Genomic DNA, 19,167 nt, shown 5'->3' with positions numbered 1-19,167 from the left:
TTTATGATCATCTTTTTTATCTGCCTCACTATTTTAATACTGGGCTATAAGTTTTACAGCCCATTTGTTGAAAAACAAGCCGGTTTGGATTCAACTGCTGACACACCACAAAAACGCTTTAGCGAGGGTGTTGATTACGTAGCTATTCACCCTGTACGAGCATTTTTAATTCAGTTTTTAAACATTGCTGGCGTAGGTCCAATATTTGGTCCAATTTTAGGTGCTTTATACGGACCAGTTGCACTAGTATGGATTGTACTTGGTAATGTTTTAGGTGGCGCTGTACACGACTTCTTCTCTGGTGTAATGAGTATAAAAGAAGACGGTAAAAGCCTACCAGAAATCGCAGGCCATTATTACAACGTCGTATTTAAAGGCTTTATGCTTGTATTTACTGCCATGCTACTGTTTTTTGTAGGTGTAGTATTTATTATGAGCCCTGCAGGTTTGCTAAGTAACCTTGATTTCTTTGAAGGTACAATACTGGCAAATAATACCTTTTGGGTACTCGCTATTTTAGCGTATTATTTTTTAGCGACCTTGCTACCAATTGATAAAATCATTACTAAGTTTTACCCAATTTTTGGTGCGCTAATGATTGTAATGACAGTGGCAATTGCTATTTCATTACTTATTAATGCGCCGCACTTACCGGTACCAAGTGACTTTTTAGCTTACTTTGAAGCTGATCACGCTCATGACTTTTTAGAGCCAAATCCAGATGGACTACCAACATGGCCATTGTTATTTATAACAATTACCTGTGGTGCTATTAGTGGTTTTCACTCTACTCAAGCGCCAATTATTGCGCGCTGTTTAACTAACGAAAAATACGTACGTCCAGTTTACTACGGCGCAATGATGTGTGAAGGTATTGTAGGTTGTGTATGGGCACTTGCTGGTATTGCAGCGTTCCCAGATGGTTACGCGGGCTTAAAAGCATTGCTTGATCAAGGTGGTCCAGGTTTAGTTGTTAACCATGTAGCTAACAGTTACTTAGGTGTATTTGGCGGTATAATGGCAATTATTGCAGTAGCCGTTTTCCCAATTACTTCTGGTGATACAGCGTTCCGTTCATTACGTTTAACAGTTGTTGATGCGTTTAATATTCCGCAAAGTTTACGTAACCGTTTATTAGTAGCGGTGCCTATACTTACTATTGCTTACTTTATGACGAAACTCGATTTTTCATTAATTTGGCGCTACTTTGCATTTTCAAACATGCTGCTTTCTACAAGCGTATTATGGCTTGCCACTAAGTACTTGTTTGACCGTGGTACATTCCATTGGATTGCCAGTGTTCCTGCTGTTATAGCAACTGCGGTAACGGTTTCTTATATTGGTACTGCTGCAATTGGTCTTAACTTATCAAGTGATTTAGGTAAACCTATTGGCGCTGTAGTAACAGTGATTGGCTTAATTGTTTTAGCTATTGTGCACTCTAAGCATAAAGTTAAACCAACAGCGGTTTAATAATCACATAAGTTATTTCAAGCATTAAAAAAGCGAGCTATTCATTATGAATAGCTCGCTTTTTTTGTGTACTAAATTTAGGTATTACTGAGTTGCAAGTTCAAAGTAACTATTATCGTCGAGCGTTTTGCTTATCATCATAGCGCCCTCAAGCAAGCTCACTGTTTGAATAGCCGCTTTAGTAGGGTTGAGTTCACCATTAGCTAAGTGCGCAGCGCTAAGCCATGTTAAATTTTGATTAAAAAAACGTTTTACTTCAAGGCGTACTTTATCTGGAAGGCTATCGCTTTCGGCTCCTAGCAAACCACATAAACACATTTTACGATCGGTTACTAATGCACTTCTAAAAAGCTGAGTGTACACATCAATAGGATTTTTACCGCTTGCTTTAAGCTCGCTTGGCTCGCCTAACGCAGCTAAAAAAGAATTAGTATATTGATGAGCAAGCTCAGCACCTAAATCGGCCTTAGTCGGAAAGTGATAGTGCACACTGGCGCTCTTAATTCCAACTTCGCTGGCGAGCTCTCTAAAACTAAAATTACTGTATCCGCCAAGGCGCACCTTGTTTTCAGCTGCTTTTAATAACGCTTCTTTTTTACTCACTTTGAATATTTCCTATCTGCAGTAATACCAATTTTATTAAAACATGATCATTATATCGCATTAAACAACTCACTAACTGCGTTAAAAATTATTCATATAGAATAACTAGATGTCATAATTTTCGCCTTGTTGTTATTGCGCTATTTTCTTAGCGCAATAATAGATCACTTATTTAATGCAATTGGTATAGCGAAATTATCGACCAGTAGGTAGTTATTTACAAGCGTTTTTATTTTTAAGCAACCCCCTAATTTTATTATGAATTAAGTTAAATCCTATAAATCAGAAAAATTTAAACGTTGACTTAAATTTAGTTTAATATTATAAATTACCTATCGGTAGGTAGGTTACTGCCATTAATTCACTTTTAAACAATAAAGATAGAGATTGCTATGAAAATTTATGATGTAGAAAACTTTCCAAACCCACTTCGTGTTCGTATCGCTTTAGCTGAAAAAAATGCCACTGCAAATGTTGAGTTTGTACCTGTTGATTTATTAAATGGTGAGCACAGAACAGAAGCCTTCTTAGCTAAAAATCCATTAGCAGGTGTGCCCGTATTAGAGCTAGATGACGGCACGTTTATATCAGAAAGTACCGCTATTACTGAGTATATTGATACCGCATTTGAAGGCCCATCTTTAATGGGTGAAACCGCAAAAGAGCGTGCAGTAATTAACATGATGCAAAAACGCGCAGAATCTATGGTGCTTGACGCTGTGGCAACTTACTTTCATCATGCAACTGATGGCTTAGGTCCAGAGCTTGAAACGTATCAAAATGTGGCTTGGGGTGAAAAACAAGGCGAAAAAGCACGCCAAGGGTTTAGCTATTTTAATGATGTACTAGCGCAATCGGCGTTTGTTGCTGGTGAGCAGTTTAGTATTGCTGATATTACATTGTATGCTGGTCTGGTATTTGCTGGATTTGCACAAATAGCAATCCCGAATGAGTTAACCCATTTAGTTGCATGGCAAGAAAACGTAGCAAAACGCCCAAGTGTTGCGGCTTAGTTAGGTTATTAGTTTAAAATTTAAGTGGAGTTACGGTTAGGAGCCAAATATGAAAATTGCTGCCGATTTTAGTAAACGAGTTGTTGTACATAGCGAAACGCTACCGTGGGTTGCATCGCCAATGGCGGGTGTTGATAGACGAGCGCTCGATAGAGTGGGCGACGAAGTTGCTCGCGCAACGACCATTGTTCGTTATGCACCTGGCAGTGAATTTTCGCCGCATGTTCATACAGGCGGTGAAGAGTTTGTTGTGCTTGAAGGGGTATTTCAAGATGAACATGGTGACTTTGTGGCAGGTTCTTATATCCGTAACCCACCGCAATCAATGCACAAACCGGGGTCTGAAAATGGCTGCGTTATATTTGTAAAGTTATGGCAGTTTCAGCCAGATGATCGAACCCACGTGCGTTTACAAACGGACTTGATGCAAAGTACGGCGCACCCTAGTTTTAAAAATGTAGCCGTAACCCCTTTATACAAAGACGATTTTGAAGACGTAAGCTTGTTGCACTTTAAGCCCAGCGCCTGCATGGTTATAAACGCAAAAGGTGGAGCAGAGCTGCTAGTACTTGAAGGCTCATTTGATGAACAAGCCGATACCCTTGTAAAAAACAGTTGGTTAAGAGTGCCTATTAACAGCTCTGTTAACGTTAAAGCGGGAAGTAATGGTGCAAAAGTATGGCTTAAAACGGGCCATTTAACTGATGTAGAAAACCAGATATCTCGCGTACAAAATGCGTAATTGAGTCGTTTATTTGAGATTATTTATTGATTTAGTTCAGGACTAATTAATTTTAGAAGGTGTACTTTTATCACTCAGCCTATTTAAGGAGAGCAGTAATGGTACACACAACACATGGTTTATCGATTGGTCTTGAGCGTGCAGGAAGAGAGTTTTTTTTAAAACTTAAAGCCGTTGGTACGCTTACTCACGACGACTACAAAATAATTACCCCAATGATAAATTCAGCTCTTGGCGAAGTTAAGCACCCAGTCGTGAACGCCTTAATAGATGGTAGCGAACTTGAAGGCTGGGAACTACGCGCAGCGTGGGATGACTTAAAGTTAGGTGTTAAACACTCTAAAGAATTTAAAAAAGTAGCTATTTACGGTAATAAAGAGTGGCAAGCTCGAATGGCAAAAATAGGTAACTGGTTTATCTCGGGTGAGGTTCAATACTTTGAAAATGCTACCGCAGCCATAGATTGGCTAGATGAATAGCTTGATCGAAAAAATTAAATTAAAGCACTCTTATAGAGTGCTTTTTTGCTCTATGGGTAACATTGTTAGGTAGTTACATTCGGTTTATTTCAATTGTTAATACTGCTCTATTAAAATACACTCATTATTATTGAGCAAATTACACATTATAAAAACAATGAAACAAGTACTTACCTTTATTACATTCCATATAGTCAGTAAATAATAGACATATATGGACGCTCCTTTGAAGTCAAGACGAGTTGATATATAAACATCAAAATGGATGCCTTTATTTAATTATCATGTATCTCATATCACAGTAATGATGCGTCACAAGCTTGCTTAAAAGCAAAGGTACTGACATATATTCGAACTATGGCGTCATGGTTATCATGCGCCATGCTCCTAATGAGCTTCGTACCAAAGGACCTAAAAAATATTCACCCAAGCGAGATTAAATCTAGTGTCTTTATCTGGTTAACTTTGGTTAGCGTGCGCTTTTTATTTCATTATAAGTGAAGTACATACAGGATAAGCGTATGTTACGACTCAAGTACCCAAACACCCACTCAGGTTTTAAAACCTATGTCTTCGACGGGCTGTATTAAGTCGTAAACTCGGGTGTAATTGGCGTGTAAAATAGGCATAATTAAGCATCCTTGCGTGTATTTTGCACAGACTGAGGAAAGTAGAGAGTTTGCTTGGTCAGCAATATCCACATCAGCCGCGCCAATCTGTGTGCGGTGGCAACCACTACACAATTAAAATGTTTTTTCTCGCGTAATTGATTTATCAAAATCAAACTAGACACTCATCATAAACCTTGCTCTTTTAGTCTAAATAAAAGCCACTTAAACACCAGTAATCCATTCCCAAATGCTAATTAAAACAACATTAAACTCTTTTTTATATGCTGGGTAAAAGTAGAGCAATAGATTGAACCAAAATAGGAACTCAGCTATGGTTTGTTTATTAATAAAAAATAAAAAACGAGTTAATCTATAGGCTCGTTATATGGCTTTCACTGTACTGGAGATAAAATGGAAATTGTTTATCTAGCTGATCATGAAGATCAAATACCTAAAGTAGCTGAATGGTATTTTGACGAATGGGGGCACCTTCTCGAAAACCCCTTAGATAATATATTTGTTTCAAGACTCCAGTCTTGCCTTAATAAAACTAAGTTTCCATTGGTCATTTTAGCGATAGATGGCGAAGAACTTTTAGGTGCTGCACAAATAAAGCTTAATCAAATGTCTATTTATCCAAATAAAGAGCATTGGTTGGCGGGTATATATGTTGAACCTAAATATCGAGGTAATAATGTTGCAGCGAGCCTTATTAAAAGAATTCAAGAGATTGCGATTACATTAAGAGTAGAAACCCTGCATTTACAAACAGAAGACCTATCGGGTGGTTTATATGCAAAGCTGGGCTGGAAACCAGATGAATGCGTTAATTTTCGTAATATCGACGTAATGGTTATGTCAAAAAGGTTGAATGCATAGCCACATAACAACACTAAAAACGGATTTTTATGACTATAAAAACAAAAATTACCAATTATGTATTGCTCTCCGTTTTACTACTATCACCAGTTATAAATGCTGCACAAGAGCCCATTCTACCTACTACACCTGAGCAGTGGCGCAGCATAACAGAGCGCGATATTAACGCGGCTTATAGTATTACCGCACAAAATCACCCTGGTATGTTTGATAGTAATAACCCAACTTTCCCTGATTTATTAAATCAAGCAAAAGCGGAGGCACTTACATTGTCGGCTCAAGCAAGCGGGCCGCAGGCGCATGTTGCGGCAATTGCACGCTTTAGCACTGTGTTACAAGATGGCCATGCTGGTGCGTTTTCAAGCGTAGATAGACCCGCGCGCCGCTGGCCAGACTTTAGTGCTGTATGGCGAGGTGATGCGTTAAAAGTGTATTACAGCGAAGCCAGCAATATTAGCAAAGGCGACGTTGTAAGCCAATGTGATGGGCAAAGCACTGATACCTTAATGCGTGAGAGAATATTTAAGTTTCATGGTGAAGTTGCACAACCTGGGCATTGGTGGCAGCAAGGTTGGCGGTTACTAATTGACGAGGGCAATCCATTTTTAACTCCCCTAAAAGAATGCGAATTTGTTAAAGCCAACGGCGATACCTATACACACGTATTAAATTGGTCTGTGAGGCCTAAGTCAGCAAGCAAGCATTTAGAAAATGCTTATAACGGTGATGAACTCCCCATTGATTTAACCTGGCCTGAAAAAAACATTGGTTGGATTGCTATGCCTAGCTTTTCATCAACCGATAAACAAACTGCTGCCTACAATAAAGTATTTGAAAAAATACAACAGCAGCGTAGCAAGCTACTTACTGCAAAAGCCGTGGTATTAGATTTGCGCCATAACCAAGGTGGTTCATCTTATTGGAGCTCACAAATAGCCAAAGAATTATGGGGCAAAAAAGTAGTAGAACAAAAAACAGCTGGTACTACTCAAAACGAGCAAGTGTGGTGGAGAGCTTCAAAAGATAATACTGATTATGTAGAGTCTTTATTAGAGGTCGTAAAGGATCAGCCTGAACTACTGAAAATCGTAAAAACTGTAGCAGCGGGTATGGCTTTATCACTTAAAAGTGGTGATCCATTTTATGTAGAGCAAGAAACTAATACGCTAAATAACATACCACAAAAGCCTTTAGTGAGTGACTTTAAAACCAAGGTGTTTGTTATAGTGCCGCCACAATGCGCGAGTGCTTGTTTAGATGCACTTGATAAGTTTAAGTTTTTTGAAAATACAACGTTATTTGGTGCACCAAGTAGCGCTGATTCTATGTATATGGAGGTACGTTTAGCTGATTTACCTTCAGGCTTAGGCAAAGTGATTGTACCTAACAAAGTATACGTAAACAGAGCGCGAGGGGCAGGGGCTTACTACAAGCCGGATGTTGCGTATAACGGCATTGATTGGACAACTAATGTGTTGCTTGAGCAAATAAAAACGCTATAAAAAAAGCCGCTTGTTATAACAAGCGGCTTAACCTTCTAACTAGGAAATAGTTTAGAACGTGTAACGAGCACCAATTGAGTAACGAGGACCGTATTGATTAGCAAATAAGAACTGCTCTTCGTAACGTCCGTAACCTTCTTCGGTGGCGTTATTTAAGTTTATGCCATCAAAAAATACCGTTACGTTTTCGTTTACATCGTAGTTAACGCTCATATCCCATTGGCCGTAGGCTTTAGCATATTGCGGCGGTGCATCAGCTGAGCCTTGTGCTTGGCCAACACCAATTAGGTATGAGTCGCGCCATGCATAAGTAATCTTAACCGATAGGCCGTCTTTTTCGTAAAAACCTTGGAAGTTAGCTGAGTCACTTAAGCCTGTAAGCGGTGCTTGTTGATCTAGGCTTTCGCTATCAAATTCAACGTCGCCATCTACAAACGTTGCGTTAACACCAACACCAAAACCGGTTTCACCAATTAGATGTTGTACAGCAACTTCAAAACCATCTACCGATTTACTGTCGGTGTTTTGTGGCTGGCTAATATTCCATGTAACTAGCGGATCGTCGCTGTTTGGTTCAATAACGCCATTTGCATTGCCGTAACCGCTGGCAATCATTTGTGCAAAAATAGCATCGGTTGTTGCTTGCTCGCCACGTGATTCAATATCGCTTACGGCTTGTGAGTAACGAGGGCCGTTTAAAATGTCGTATAAGCCATCAATAGTAGTTTGCGTAATGGTGGTTTGAATAAAGTTATCAACGTCTTTTTTAAAGTAACCAACAGACGCGTAGCTGCCTTCTGCGTAGTAATACTCAAGTGATAAATCAAGGTTTGTTGATTCAAAAGGCAGTAAGCTTGTATTACCTTGGCTACCTGTACGAGAGCCTGGTTTTGGGCTGCCTGTTAAACTACGGCCACCAGCTAAATTACCTAGTGGTGCACGCGACATTGTTTTACCCCAAGATACGCGGGCTACTACGTCTTCAGTTAAATCAACACTTACGTCGATTGAAGGCAGTAACACATCGTAATCACCTTGTTGCTCTAAGAAGTTATCATCGCCGCCAGCAGCGTATTGCATGATCCACTCTGAAGCACTGATCCAATTAACTTGGTCTTCAACGCGTTGGCGCACAGTACTGGTTACGTCTGTTTGCTCATAACGTAGGCCTGCATTTACTTTTACGTAGTAGTTACTTACGTCAAATTCCCAGCTTGATTGAACATAAAAGCTATTAGTGATTTCTTCTACGTAGCTTTCACTGTCAATACCATCCATATAGGCATTGGCTGCGTATGCATCTGAGCCTGTTACATCAGCTGTCAAATAAGCAATTTGGCGGGCAACAGCTTCGTCAAAATCGTAGGTATAGTAGTAATCAGGTTGTAAATCGCTACCACCGCCATCAAACTGATCTAAAAGGCCTGATGTGTCATTGCGGGTAAACATGCTATCTGGGAATATTTCTGTGAACGATGGGTTAAAGCCAGGGCCACCGACTAAACCACTCCACGCAGTGTAACCACCGGTGTTTTGCTCAGTACGTGATGCGCCAAATTTAACTTTAACTAAACCAATATCAAAGCTTTCGTTATACCACGTAGTATGTAGTTGTAACTGTTCAATGTTTGATTCACCTGGCGAGTGAGTAAACTGACTAAAGTTTGAATCAATTTCACCCGGTGTTAGTTCGCTTGTGCCATTTAACCAATTAACTTGTGCACTGGGTACTTCGCCCGTGCGGTAATCATAAATTTTATTAGCTAGCTGATCAGAACCTAAAATCACTTGGCCGGTACTTCCCAGCCCGTTGTCGGCGCCGTTATCAGTTTCGTTTTTAGAGTCGTGGTAATCAAGCTCTACGTGCCACGTGTCGTTAATTTCCCAATCTAGATTTAAACCAATAGAGCGTGCTTTTACTTCTGTAGTACCTTTATTAGCTGTGAATGATGCATCGTTACCGCTAATATCAGCATAAACAGCTGTACCATTTTCATCAAGCTCGTAGCCGTTAATATTGCTACCAAAGTCGTTCCAAATACCCCAACCGATACTCTGTGAACCTGTAACTGCTTTACTTGCTGTATAATCCAGCGTGGCTACAAAGCCATCTACCGGTGCAAACTGAAAAGTAACTTGTCCGTTTGTGCGTTCACGTTCTACGTCTTCAATAGAGTAGTTCATGTCTTTAGGGAAGTAGTAGTTACCTGCAGAGTCTGTGCGGTTATCAACCACGTTGCTGCTATCTAAATCAGGTAGGTCTACGTTTGCTTGCCAGCCTTGAATATTGGCACTTTGTTTTTGAAAGTCACGCTCTTGGTGCGAAAACGAAAAACCAAAACCAAAAGTGTCATCTACAAAGGTATTGCTATAAACAGTAGAAAATTCTGGCGTTACATTATCGCCAGCTTCGTTTGACGAGTCGTGATTTGCTTTAACGGTTGCTGAAAAATTTTGACCCGGCTTTTGAAAAGGGCGCGCAGTAGAAATATTAACCGTTGCACCTAAGCCACCGCTTGGCACGTCGGCACGAGCTGTTTTAAATACTTCAAGCGCACTCACACCTTCAGAGGCGATGTTTTCAAGGTTATACGAACGTGTATAACCAGTGCCCGGCATTTGGCGACCGTTTAAGGTAATTAAGTTAAACTCTGGGCCAAAACCACGTACTGTAATTTGGCTACCTTCACCGTTTGCACGACTTACCGATACACCGGTAATACGTTGTAATGATTCTGCTAAGTTGGTATCTGGGAATTTACCCATTTCTTCAGATGAAATGGCATCTACAATGCCAGAAGAGTCGCGTTTCATATCCATAGAACGAATAAGTGAACCACGAATACCTTTTACTTCAATAACTTCTACATCAGATGAAACGCTTGTTTCAGCTTCTGCCGCAATAGCTGTGTTTAATGTGCTCGCAGCAATGATGAGAGACACAGAAGCCGCAAGTTGGCTCTTTTTAAAATTGAATGTGTTCATAATAGCTCTGCTTTATAAAATGTTGTTCAAGAGTGAAGGTGCTGTGTAATACCAATTTTATTAAAAACATGATCATTTTATCGCATTAAATAACTCACTAACTGCGTTAAAAATGATTCATATAGAACAGCTATATGTCACAATTTTCGCCTTGTTATTGTGCTATTTTCTTAGCGCTATAATAGGTCTCTTGTTTAATGCAATTGGTATAAACACCTAGAATTTTGTCAGTGAAATCTTAATTATGGGTTTGAAATTGTCACATTATCAACACGGTATACTGCGCCAGCACCTTGGCCCCAATTAGGAAAAATCATCAATACATCTATCGCACTTACATCTAAACCGGCAGCCGATAAGTCAGAAAGTGTATAAGTATATGTTTGCCATTCGTTTAAAACAGGGGCAATGCCTTCAACACTTTCAGTAAGTGCAAGCTCTACATAAGAGTCACCTTCGTTTGACTCAACTTTGAAAAACCATGGAGCATCGGGTGTGCTTGGCATACTCGTAACTTTCATATCAAACGTAATTTGACCAACCGTTATGATAGCGCTTGCATCAAATGTCTCGCCACTTCCACCAACAGATGTGCGGCTATTAAAGCCCATTACGGTAGGCGTATCATTTATTGTAAATTCTGCTGTTATACCATGCTCTTCATCATCCATTACTTCCACGGGTGTAGAGCCGCTACAGCAGTCCCACATTGGCCAATCAAGATTTTGGGTATCAGAGAACACATCAAGTTCTGGGAAATCTTGAGTTATTTTTACATCATCAACTCTATAAACAGCACCATTACCAGTGCCCCATGCAGGGAAAATCATAACTACATCAATAGCACTAATATCTAAGTTTGCTGCAACAAGATCGGTTAATTTAAATGTGTATGTTTGCCATTGACCTACAACAGGCGCAATACCTTCAACGCTTTGGGTAATAGGCAATTCGGCTGCAGTAGGGGCATCTCCTGCGCTTTCAAGCTTAACAACCCATGTAGAGTTTGCATCAGCAGGTGCGCTAGTTACTTTCATTTTAAATTGAAAATACCCTTGTGCTAACAGGGGCGTAGCATCAAAAGGGGAGGCTACACCAGCTTCATCAGTAATGTTTGCCGCTCTTGAAATAAAACCGTTTACAGTTGGGTTTTCACCAACACTAAATTCAACTGTATTACCTTGCTGTTCATCAACAACTACTGCAGGAGTTGAACCTCCGCAACAATCCCATGCGGGCCAATTAATATTAAAAGAATCACCAAATATGGTTAATGGAGTAACTCCTCCAGCTATAGGTACTGGTGCATCACCCTCAAGTAAGGCATCGTTTAAGCTATCGTAACCTGGGCGAATAGTTTCACAACCTTTACCTGTATCAGGGTTTGATGCACATTGATAAACACGTACGTAATCAATAGCAAAGGTTTGGCCGTTTTCAAATGCGCTAGCGTCTACACCTAAATCATTAACGTTTTCAGGCCAGTCGCCGCCTACTGCTAGGTTTAGCAATAAGTGAAAATCTTTATCAAATGGTGCGCTATCCCAATGCGTTGTAAGTTCGCCAGAACCTTGCTCGAAGTATTCTGCAAACCAACCACGATGTTTTAAGCCCGCAGGCTCATTTTTGGAATTGTATAAAACCTCAGATTGACGCTGGGTTGCATAAAGGTAACCATCTACGTACCAGCGAATTTCACCTTCTTGCCATTCAACAGCATACGTGTGGAAATCATCTGCCGGATTAGTATTTTCAGGGAATTTATATTCTTGTCCTGTGTAGCTATTATCTGGCCATGCACGTCCGTAATGAAGGGTGCCGTGGATGCTTGACTCTATACCGCCGTCTTCATCTGGTGTTTTAAGGTTTACTGATTCTAAAACATCTATTTCACCAGAACGAGGCCAAGTGCCGTAAACTTCATCAGTTGGCAGCATCCAAAATGCTGGCCAGCTACCTTGTCCTGCTGGAAGTTTGGCGCGCACTTCAAAGCGACCATATGTAAAGTCGGCGTTGTAACGCGTATTTAAGCGCGCTGAGGTATACGGTTTTTCTGCACCTTCTGTCGCGGGGAGGGCAACAATGTTTAACACACCGTCTGCAATAAATGCATTTTGCTCGCTGTCGGTGTAACACTGTTTCTCGTTGTTACCACCGCCATCGCAGTTTAATTCATAGTTCCATTTGTTTGTATCAATGGCTGAGCCTTCAAACTCGTCGCTCCAAACCATTTGCCAATCTGATACTGGTTCAGAGGCATCTACATTTTCAAAATTTGATTTAGTGGCAGAGTCACCACCACAGCCAGCTAACGTAACTAAAGAGATAGCGGCAAGTAAACGTGTAATGTGCGTTGTTTCAATGTTCATAACTGAACCCCGGTTTCAACAGATTATTGTCAGATTAATTGTTTTTTGAGCTTTGTTTTTCATGCTGTAAGCGCTTACATTTTAGATTGTGTTTTGTAAGCGCTTACAAATGATATTGTGGAGTACGCAAATGGTCAACATATTTGTTTATTTTATTTACAATTAGTTTACGGTAAGACCAGTTTACCAATTTGAGACTGTACATAAATTGCATTTTATACAAATGGTTACGTTGTTTGTGTTTTTTGATGGGAGCAAGAACGGAATATTTTTTACGTCAAAAAGTAGGAAAGGACTTAACAATTAAAAGGTTAGTGACAGGTATATTTATAGTATTTAAAGAGTATTTTGTTTATACCAATCTACATAAAAGTAATTTTAAGTGGATTGGTATTGTATGAGATAAAATATGCTTGTTTTTACTTGTTTTTACTTGTTTTTAAAAGGCATTGAAAGTAATCCCCAAAGCGAGGCATTTTGCTTTTGGCTTGGGTATTCTTTTAAGCCAATATTTATATCTGCGTCGGTTTTTTTAGCTTTACCTTTGTAGCTACCAAATAATTTATCCCACCAAATTACACTAAAACCATAGTTTGAGTTAGTTTCACTAACCACTTGGCTATGGTGAATTCGATGCAATATTTGCGTCATTAATATTAAACGCAGTGGTTTTTCAATAGCATTAGGTAGGCGTATATTTGCATGATTAAATAGTGCTAAACCATTAAGTGCTATTTCAAAAATAAGTACCGCAATGGCAGGTACGCCAAGAGCTGTTACTGCAATGAGTTTTATAAGTATGCTCAGTACAATTTCGATAGGGTGAAAGCGCAAGCCCGTACTTGTATCAACATGTGCATCGGCGTGGTGTACACGGTGCAAGCGCCATAAAATAGGCACTTGATGAAATAATCTATGCTGCCAATAAATTAATATATCGAGTAAAAGTATGCTCAATATAATAATTAAACTGCTTGGTAGGGCTATTTGATTAAATAAGCCAATGCCGTGCTCTTGATTGTAAAGTGCCACGGCGGTTAACCCAATAGGGACCACTAAGCGCGCAATAACTGATGAAGCAAACACTAATCCAAAATTAGCAAACCAACGTGTACTGCTTTTAATAGGCGCTTGGCGAGCAGGCTTTTGCCATTCAAGCAGCATCATTATAATTAAAATGCTAAAAAAGCAGCCGAGTCGCCACCATACTTCATTAGTCATTTATTACCTCAGAATTTGCACTGCTAGGCACGTTTTCAGCTGCTTTGTTAGCATCGGCTTCTTGTTGCTTAAGCGTGTGATAACCGCCATGTATACGGGTAAAAATAGTTATGCCGCACGCAATAGCGAAAATGCTCGCCATAACCGCAAAGTGCTGCGGCCAAATACAAAATGCAATAAATAGCGCTATTGTTTCAGTGCCTTCGGTTAAGCCGTTTAAGTAGTAAAAGCTTTTGTATTTAAATTGCGGTTTTTCGAGTTTAAATTTTTCGGCGGCAATCGCAAAAGCTAAAAAGCTTGAGCCCGTACCAATAAAAGTGGCAAGTAATAACGATCCCGCTATCGCGTTTTGCTCAGGGTTTGCCAAAATAAAGCCAAGCGGAATAGCCGCATAAAATAAAAAGTCGAGTGTGATATCTAAAAAGCCACCCGCGCTTGAACTTTGATTTGCATAGCGTGCTAATGCGCCATCAAGCCCATCTAAAATTCGATTTAAAGCAATGGCAACTAATGCGCCGTACCACATTTCAAACGCCAGTAATGGCACGGCTAATAAGCCAACTAAAAAGCCTACAACGGTTAGCTGATCGGCAGTTATGCCGCGTTTATGTATAAGCATAACCACAGGTGTTAAAAGTGGCTTAATTATAGGGGTGATAAATTTGTCTAGCATGTTTGTTGCCTTATGCGTATTAAAGCCACGAATTAAAGTGCGCTATTTAAAGTAATGAGTTTGCCATTTGCAGCGTCGGCGTCGCTATGGTCATGAGTAACCATAATTGCTGGTAGCTTATGATCGCGTATTTGGCTAAACACGAGTTCGCGTGTATCAACACGCAGTTGGGTGTCGAGTTTGCTAAAGGGTTCGTCGAGTAAAATGGCTTTAGGTTCGCTCAGCAGCATACGTAATAATGCAACACGGGCTTGTTGCCCACCCGATAAGTTATCGGGGTGACGATTACCCATATCTTTAAGACCTACTTGTTCAAGCGCGTGTTCTATTTTTTCAAGACGTTGTTTTTTATTGCCTTTGGGCATTGCAAAGGCAATGTTACCAGCAACAGTTAAATGCGAAAACAATAAAGCGTCTTGATAAAGCACTCCAATATGGCGCAAGTGTGGAGGGGTGTTATCGATATTTTGACCATTAAGCCACACCTCACCATTGGCCTTAAAGCTACTTGGTAAAGTACCCGTAAGCCAATTTAATAAGCTTGATTTACCACTGCCTGATGGGCCCATAATAGTCAGAATTTCACCGCCATTAACTTGCTCGTTTAAGCTAAGTAACAGCTCATTTTGGCGATAAAGCTGACAATTTTTAATCTGTAACGATGACTGCATTAAAAAACCTTAACCCTGATAGTGTTAAACATGGGTGCTTTAAATATGTGCACGTTTAAACACGTGCACTTTTGAAAAAATATTTAGGTAAACCCCATGCCAGTATAAATCCAATAAGTGGCAACGCCATTTGCATAATAGCGTACACGGCACTGGTGCGTCTGCTTGCGCCATTGGCAAGCGTAACGGCTTCGGTTGTTATTGTGGCTATGCGCCCGCCGCCAGCTAAAAGCGTGGGGAGGTATTGTCCAAAACTAATTGCTAAGCCCAGTGCGGCTGCAATTAAAATAGGGGCAAACAACTGAGGTAGTTTTACTTTAAAAAACACCTTGCATGGCGCTGCGCCTAGGCTTGCTGCAACATGAGCAAAACGAGGATCTAAGCGCCTATAACTGCTCGCAAGTGACAAAAACACATAAGGCAACACAAACAGTAAATGCGTAAGTACCACATTAAAAAATGCGGCTTGGTTATTTACCAATTGTTGTATCCATACTAGCCCAAACAAAAAGGCAATACTGGGTACTAATAACGGTAAGTAAATAATTAAACTGGTAAAACGAGAAATAGGTTTGTCACTCAACTGCTCTGATTCTAAACACAATAAAGTAAGAATAATGGCAAATAGTGTGGTTACTAAACCGATTGCTAGCGTATTAAAAAGCGGACTGCCCATTTGCATTAGCGCACTTTTAAAATGCAGTAGTGTAAATTGCTCAGGCATTGCATCTGGAAAGCGCCAAAAACCTGCAACCGACCACGTAACTAAACCAATAAGTGACAACAGTATAAAGCTAATTACTAATGTGGTGAGTACGACCGTTATTTTTTGCCAATAAAATCCGCCGTATTCGCGCACTCCATTAGTGAGAGAGTCGCTAAATAGCACTTTTACGGCCTTTTCTGCGCCAAGCCAAAGGGCTAACAAACCGCCTGTAACAGCCAGTTGTAATAAAGCACCTGCTGAGGCTTTAATACGCAGGTTTAAATCAACATCGTTAAACCAATGCATTATTGCAACTGCCAACGTGGGTGGTGTATTTGGGCCTAATATAAGAGGCATTTCTACACTTGCGCTTGCATAGGCAAGCACTGCTAAAAGCGGCAAACGCAGTAGCGGATAAAGACTTGGCAGTATTACTTTAAAAAAGGCGGTCATTGGGCAATAACCCAAGTTAAGCGCAACCTTATGTTGTTGGCGTAATTTTTTGCCAAGCTCAGGTTGAGCAAGTACGCCCAGTGCCATTAATAATAAAAAGGGAAGCTCTTTGAGTGTTAAGCCTAAAATAATACTAATACCGAACGAATCATGCGGAAACATACCGTTTGGCGCAAGTTCCCAGCCGCTTAACCAAGGCGACGCTAAGCGTGAAATCATACCTGAAGGGGCAATTAAAAACCCCACCGCAATAGCGGCTGCAGCATGAGGTATCACTAATATAGGGCTCAATAAACGCTGAATTCGGTTAAGCCACGGGCTATTAAAAAACGCAGCTAAAATCATTAAGGTAATGATAAATGCAAGCAGAGTACTTATTAAGCCCGTTGCAACGCTTAAGGTAACCATTTGAGTAAGGCCAGGTGTTTGCCAAAGGGCATTAAAACCTTGCAAGCTAAACGTTGTTTGCTCAAGTACGGGCGCATAACCAAAGGCAGGCAGCAATACGCTAATTAAGCCACCAAGTACGGGTAGTATAAGTAAAGCGAGTAAAAATCGCGGGCTAAATTTTACAATGCGCGTAAACATATCGGTGCTTTTATGCGTTTTAGGTTCAAGGTTTGTTACCACTTTATTTGAAATAACATTCATTGACTGACCCCGTAGCGCGTTTGCCAACCTTGCATAATGGCGTTTACCCAGCTTGGATGAGGTTCGCTCAATGTGCGTTTAATACTGTTTAAAGGCAGTGCACTTGGATGCGGTTTAGCTGTTTTAAATAAGGCTTGCTGATCAGGCGTTAACGTTGATTGAATAAGTACGCTTTTATCGCCCCATATATGCGCTTTTTGCTTTTGAGCTTGCGCTTCAGGGCTGAGTAAAAAATTAGCCACTAATTGCGCACTTTGCTGGTGGCTTGCATTGTAAGGGATTGCCACAAAATGGGTATTACTTAAACTGCCATCACTCATTGCGTAACTGCGAATGCTGTTTGGTAAATCATAGCGTTTTACAGCAGCTGGTACTTCAGGTGCTGAAAAAGTAAAGGCTAAACTCAACTCTGTATCGTCCACAAGGCGGCGCATTTGAGCACCACTTTGCATAAAATGAGTGCCACCACGCCAAAGCGTTGGGTGTAGTTTATCTAAAAAGTCCCACAGTGGGTTTAACACTTGCGCCGTATTCTTAGTTGTAGCTGGTTGGTTTAGCTGCGCTTTAATATTTTCGCTGCTTTGCTGATGCAGTACAACTAAGGCGTATTTTAAAAAGCTCATACCTAAAAAGTCAGGCGGCTTTGGGTAACTAAAGCGACCAGGGTTTTGTGCGCTCCAGTTTAATAATTCGTTTAATGTCGTCGGCAATTTATTGTTTGCATTACCATTTATTGCAATGCTGTCGTAATAAAACGTAAGTGACGCTTGCCCCCATGGAGCCTCCATCCCATTGGTAGGTAAACCAAAATCAAAGGTTACAGCAGGGTTATTAGCCGGATCGGTTAATGCAAAGTAGGGAAGTTTACTCGCCCATTGCTTTAAAAGCAGAGAGTGCTCACTCATGGTGGCAAAGTTAGCCCCGTTGATCCACATTAAATCTACGCTGCCTTGGTTGTTATTGTTTGCTGATTTTTCGGCAAGTACACGACTTACTGCTTCGCTGGTGTCACTTAATTTTACATGCACTAAGTTAATGTTGTACTTAGTTTTAACTTGCTGCGCTGCCCATTGAATATAAGCATTTATTTGCGCGTCGCCACCCCATGCATAAAAGTATACATCTTGATTGCTACCAAGTGTTTGAACTTGTTGCCAGCGAGATCCCTGTTGTGTGTTTATTACTAAATTACTTTTACTATTTGAGTTAATAACGGTATTAGCAAACGCAGTGCTCGAAAAAACAGCTAAATTTGCGATTGTACAAACGCAAAACGCGACACAGCAAAAGCTGTATCGCGCCTGTGTTTGCCAAAACTTAATGGCGAACATTTAAATCCCAGTTATAGTCTAAAAATTTAACTTTCATGTCATCATTTTTAAGTACTTTTTGCTGAGCGGGTATCAGTTTAAGAGCATCGCTGTATTGCAAGAAAAACTGCTGTAGCGTGTTTGTACCTCTAAAACCTTTTTCAAAGTCATCGCCGTACCATTTAAATATTGAAGACACGCTTAGCGTATTTTCTTGAGCCATATTACGTGTCATATCTGATAAAAAGCGCACTGTTTGCTCTTGCAATTGGCTTTCTAAATCAGTGGCTGTATACGCTTCTTCTCGAAGCGCTGGGCAACCAATACTCGCGCAATTTACTGCAAAGTGAATGCGTGGGTCGTTGTATTTACCGCTGCCACGTATTAAACCATGTTCTATATCATCAAGGCTGCGAGTTTTGCCAAGTAATGGCACAAACTCTTTACTCCATGGTGAGCTAAAAAAGCTCCCTAAGTCTTTAATTGACTTAATATCAGGGTACTTAGTCAATATAAGTTCAACAGTCCACGCATTATAAGCATTGATCAAAAAAGCGAGTTGCTTAGGCTTTTCCCATGCGTCAAATTCGCTTTGCGTTACAGCCGTTAACGAATCTAAATACGTTTTTAGCTGTGCATGCTCATGTTTTATGGCAGCGTAATCAACCTCAGTACTGTGATTATGGTTAATAGCGACAACATGCTTATTTAACAATGCATTCCAGCTATCGTGCATGTTTTGGGCTTGGGCCGAAAATGATGTTGCAAACGATGTTACAACTAAAGCCGAACCAAGTAGCAATGCTTTTAGAGGTGTTTTAAACAT

At 40.4% G+C, this 19,167-nt stretch carries 15 protein-coding genes; 6 read left to right on the top strand and 9 right to left on the bottom strand.

The window, feature by feature from the left end:
* Positions 1-3: 3 nt before the first annotated feature.
* Positions 4-1,473: a carbon starvation CstA family protein gene (locus tag GQR54_RS09560; RefSeq protein WP_010553606.1), complete on the top strand. Its 1,470-nt coding sequence runs from the start codon at positions 4-6 to the stop codon at positions 1,471-1,473.
* An 84-nt stretch (positions 1,474-1,557) separates the two neighbouring features.
* Here the strand turns inward: GQR54_RS09560 and GQR54_RS09555 are convergent, their stop codons facing one another.
* On the bottom strand, positions 1,558-2,076 hold the full coding sequence (locus GQR54_RS09555; RefSeq protein WP_024597781.1) for a TetR/AcrR family transcriptional regulator: 519 nt from the start codon (positions 2,074-2,076) through the stop codon (positions 1,558-1,560).
* 392 nt (positions 2,077-2,468) lie between these two features.
* Here GQR54_RS09555 and GQR54_RS09550 point away from each other — a divergent pair, with 392 nt between their 5' ends.
* From GQR54_RS09550 to GQR54_RS09530, 5 genes are all read left to right on the top strand, one after another.
* Complete coding sequence (locus GQR54_RS09550; RefSeq protein ID WP_166377426.1) at positions 2,469-3,089, top strand: glutathione S-transferase; 621 nt, start codon at positions 2,469-2,471, stop codon at positions 3,087-3,089.
* A 49-nt stretch (positions 3,090-3,138) separates the two neighbouring features.
* On the top strand, positions 3,139-3,831 hold the full coding sequence (locus GQR54_RS09545) for a cupin domain-containing protein (RefSeq protein WP_166377425.1): 693 nt from the start codon (positions 3,139-3,141) through the stop codon (positions 3,829-3,831).
* 98 nt (positions 3,832-3,929) lie between these two features.
* Positions 3,930-4,310 (top strand): STAS/SEC14 domain-containing protein, encoded by a 381-nt coding sequence (locus GQR54_RS09540; protein WP_002960091.1) that lies wholly within the window; start codon positions 3,930-3,932, stop codon positions 4,308-4,310.
* A gap of 1,022 nt (positions 4,311-5,332) precedes the next feature.
* Positions 5,333-5,800, top strand: coding sequence for a GNAT family N-acetyltransferase (locus GQR54_RS09535; protein ID WP_166377424.1), 468 nt, complete (start codon positions 5,333-5,335; stop codon positions 5,798-5,800).
* 29 nt (positions 5,801-5,829) lie between these two features.
* Positions 5,830-7,302 (top strand): S41 family peptidase, encoded by a 1,473-nt coding sequence (locus GQR54_RS09530; protein ID WP_166377423.1) that lies wholly within the window; start codon positions 5,830-5,832, stop codon positions 7,300-7,302.
* Between the two features lie 51 nt (positions 7,303-7,353).
* On the opposite strand, the gene GQR54_RS09525 is transcribed toward GQR54_RS09530, so the two are convergent.
* From GQR54_RS09525 to GQR54_RS09490, 8 genes are all read right to left on the bottom strand, one after another.
* Entirely contained in the window at positions 7,354-10,287 is a 2,934-nt protein-coding gene (locus GQR54_RS09525) for a TonB-dependent receptor (protein ID WP_166377422.1), read from the bottom strand.
* Between the two features lie 242 nt (positions 10,288-10,529).
* Positions 10,530-12,656, bottom strand: a complete 2,127-nt coding sequence (locus GQR54_RS09520; RefSeq protein ID WP_166377421.1) for a glycoside hydrolase family 16 protein — start codon at positions 12,654-12,656, stop codon at positions 10,530-10,532.
* Between the two features lie 429 nt (positions 12,657-13,085).
* Positions 13,086-13,877 (bottom strand): sterol desaturase family protein, encoded by a 792-nt coding sequence (locus GQR54_RS09515; RefSeq protein ID WP_166377420.1) that lies wholly within the window; start codon positions 13,875-13,877, stop codon positions 13,086-13,088.
* Positions 13,870-14,550 (bottom strand): CDP-alcohol phosphatidyltransferase family protein, encoded by a 681-nt coding sequence (locus tag GQR54_RS09510; protein WP_166377419.1) that lies wholly within the window; start codon positions 14,548-14,550, stop codon positions 13,870-13,872. The genes GQR54_RS09515 and GQR54_RS09510 overlap by 8 nt, the downstream gene beginning before the upstream one ends.
* Positions 14,551-14,582: 32 nt before the next feature.
* On the bottom strand, positions 14,583-15,221 hold the full coding sequence (locus GQR54_RS09505) for an ATP-binding cassette domain-containing protein (protein ID WP_002960109.1): 639 nt from the start codon (positions 15,219-15,221) through the stop codon (positions 14,583-14,585).
* 55 nt (positions 15,222-15,276) lie between these two features.
* On the bottom strand, positions 15,277-17,031 hold the full coding sequence (locus tag GQR54_RS09500) for an ABC transporter permease subunit (protein ID WP_166377418.1): 1,755 nt from the start codon (positions 17,029-17,031) through the stop codon (positions 15,277-15,279).
* Positions 17,028-18,362, bottom strand: coding sequence for an ABC transporter substrate-binding protein (locus GQR54_RS09495; protein ID WP_166377417.1), 1,335 nt, complete (start codon positions 18,360-18,362; stop codon positions 17,028-17,030). Before GQR54_RS09495 ends, GQR54_RS09500 begins: the two co-directional genes overlap by 4 nt.
* Positions 18,349-19,167, bottom strand: coding sequence for a DUF547 domain-containing protein (locus GQR54_RS09490; RefSeq protein WP_166377416.1), 819 nt, complete (start codon positions 19,165-19,167; stop codon positions 18,349-18,351). The genes GQR54_RS09495 and GQR54_RS09490 overlap by 14 nt, the downstream gene beginning before the upstream one ends.

The sequence above is a fragment of the Pseudoalteromonas sp. Z9A4 genome, assembly GCF_011378845.1.
In the GTDB taxonomy this organism is placed as follows: Bacteria; Pseudomonadota; Gammaproteobacteria; order Enterobacterales; family Alteromonadaceae; genus Pseudoalteromonas; species Pseudoalteromonas arctica.
The sequence above is the reverse complement of the archived record's forward strand: the minus strand, read 5'-3'. Positions and strand labels throughout refer to the sequence as shown.

Excerpts from the sequence above, each read along its gene's own strand:
- GQR54_RS09525 (WP_166377422.1), bottom strand. The coding sequence starts at position 10,287 with ATGAACACATTCAATTTTAAAAAGAGCCAACTTGCGGCTTCTGTGTCT.
- GQR54_RS09560 (WP_010553606.1), top strand. The coding sequence starts at position 4 with ATGATCATCTTTTTTATCTGCCTCACTATTTTAATACTGGGCTATAAG.
- GQR54_RS09490 (WP_166377416.1), bottom strand. The coding sequence starts at position 19,167 with ATGTTTAAAACACCTCTAAAAGCATTGCTACTTGGTTCGGCTTTAGTT.
- GQR54_RS09520 (WP_166377421.1), bottom strand. The coding sequence starts at position 12,656 with ATGAACATTGAAACAACGCACATTACACGTTTACTTGCCGCTATCTCT.
- GQR54_RS09505 (WP_002960109.1), bottom strand. The coding sequence starts at position 15,221 with ATGCAGTCATCGTTACAGATTAAAAATTGTCAGCTTTATCGCCAAAAT.
- GQR54_RS09545 (WP_166377425.1), top strand. The coding sequence starts at position 3,139 with ATGAAAATTGCTGCCGATTTTAGTAAACGAGTTGTTGTACATAGCGAA.
- GQR54_RS09530 (WP_166377423.1), top strand. The coding sequence starts at position 5,830 with ATGACTATAAAAACAAAAATTACCAATTATGTATTGCTCTCCGTTTTA.
- GQR54_RS09510 (WP_166377419.1), bottom strand. The coding sequence starts at position 14,550 with ATGCTAGACAAATTTATCACCCCTATAATTAAGCCACTTTTAACACCT.
- GQR54_RS09515 (WP_166377420.1), bottom strand. The coding sequence starts at position 13,877 with ATGACTAATGAAGTATGGTGGCGACTCGGCTGCTTTTTTAGCATTTTA.
- GQR54_RS09550 (WP_166377426.1), top strand. The coding sequence starts at position 2,469 with ATGAAAATTTATGATGTAGAAAACTTTCCAAACCCACTTCGTGTTCGT.
- GQR54_RS09535 (WP_166377424.1), top strand. The coding sequence starts at position 5,333 with ATGGAAATTGTTTATCTAGCTGATCATGAAGATCAAATACCTAAAGTA.
- GQR54_RS09540 (WP_002960091.1), top strand. The coding sequence starts at position 3,930 with ATGGTACACACAACACATGGTTTATCGATTGGTCTTGAGCGTGCAGGA.
- GQR54_RS09495 (WP_166377417.1), bottom strand. The coding sequence starts at position 18,362 with ATGTTCGCCATTAAGTTTTGGCAAACACAGGCGCGATACAGCTTTTGC.
- GQR54_RS09500 (WP_166377418.1), bottom strand. The coding sequence starts at position 17,031 with ATGAATGTTATTTCAAATAAAGTGGTAACAAACCTTGAACCTAAAACG.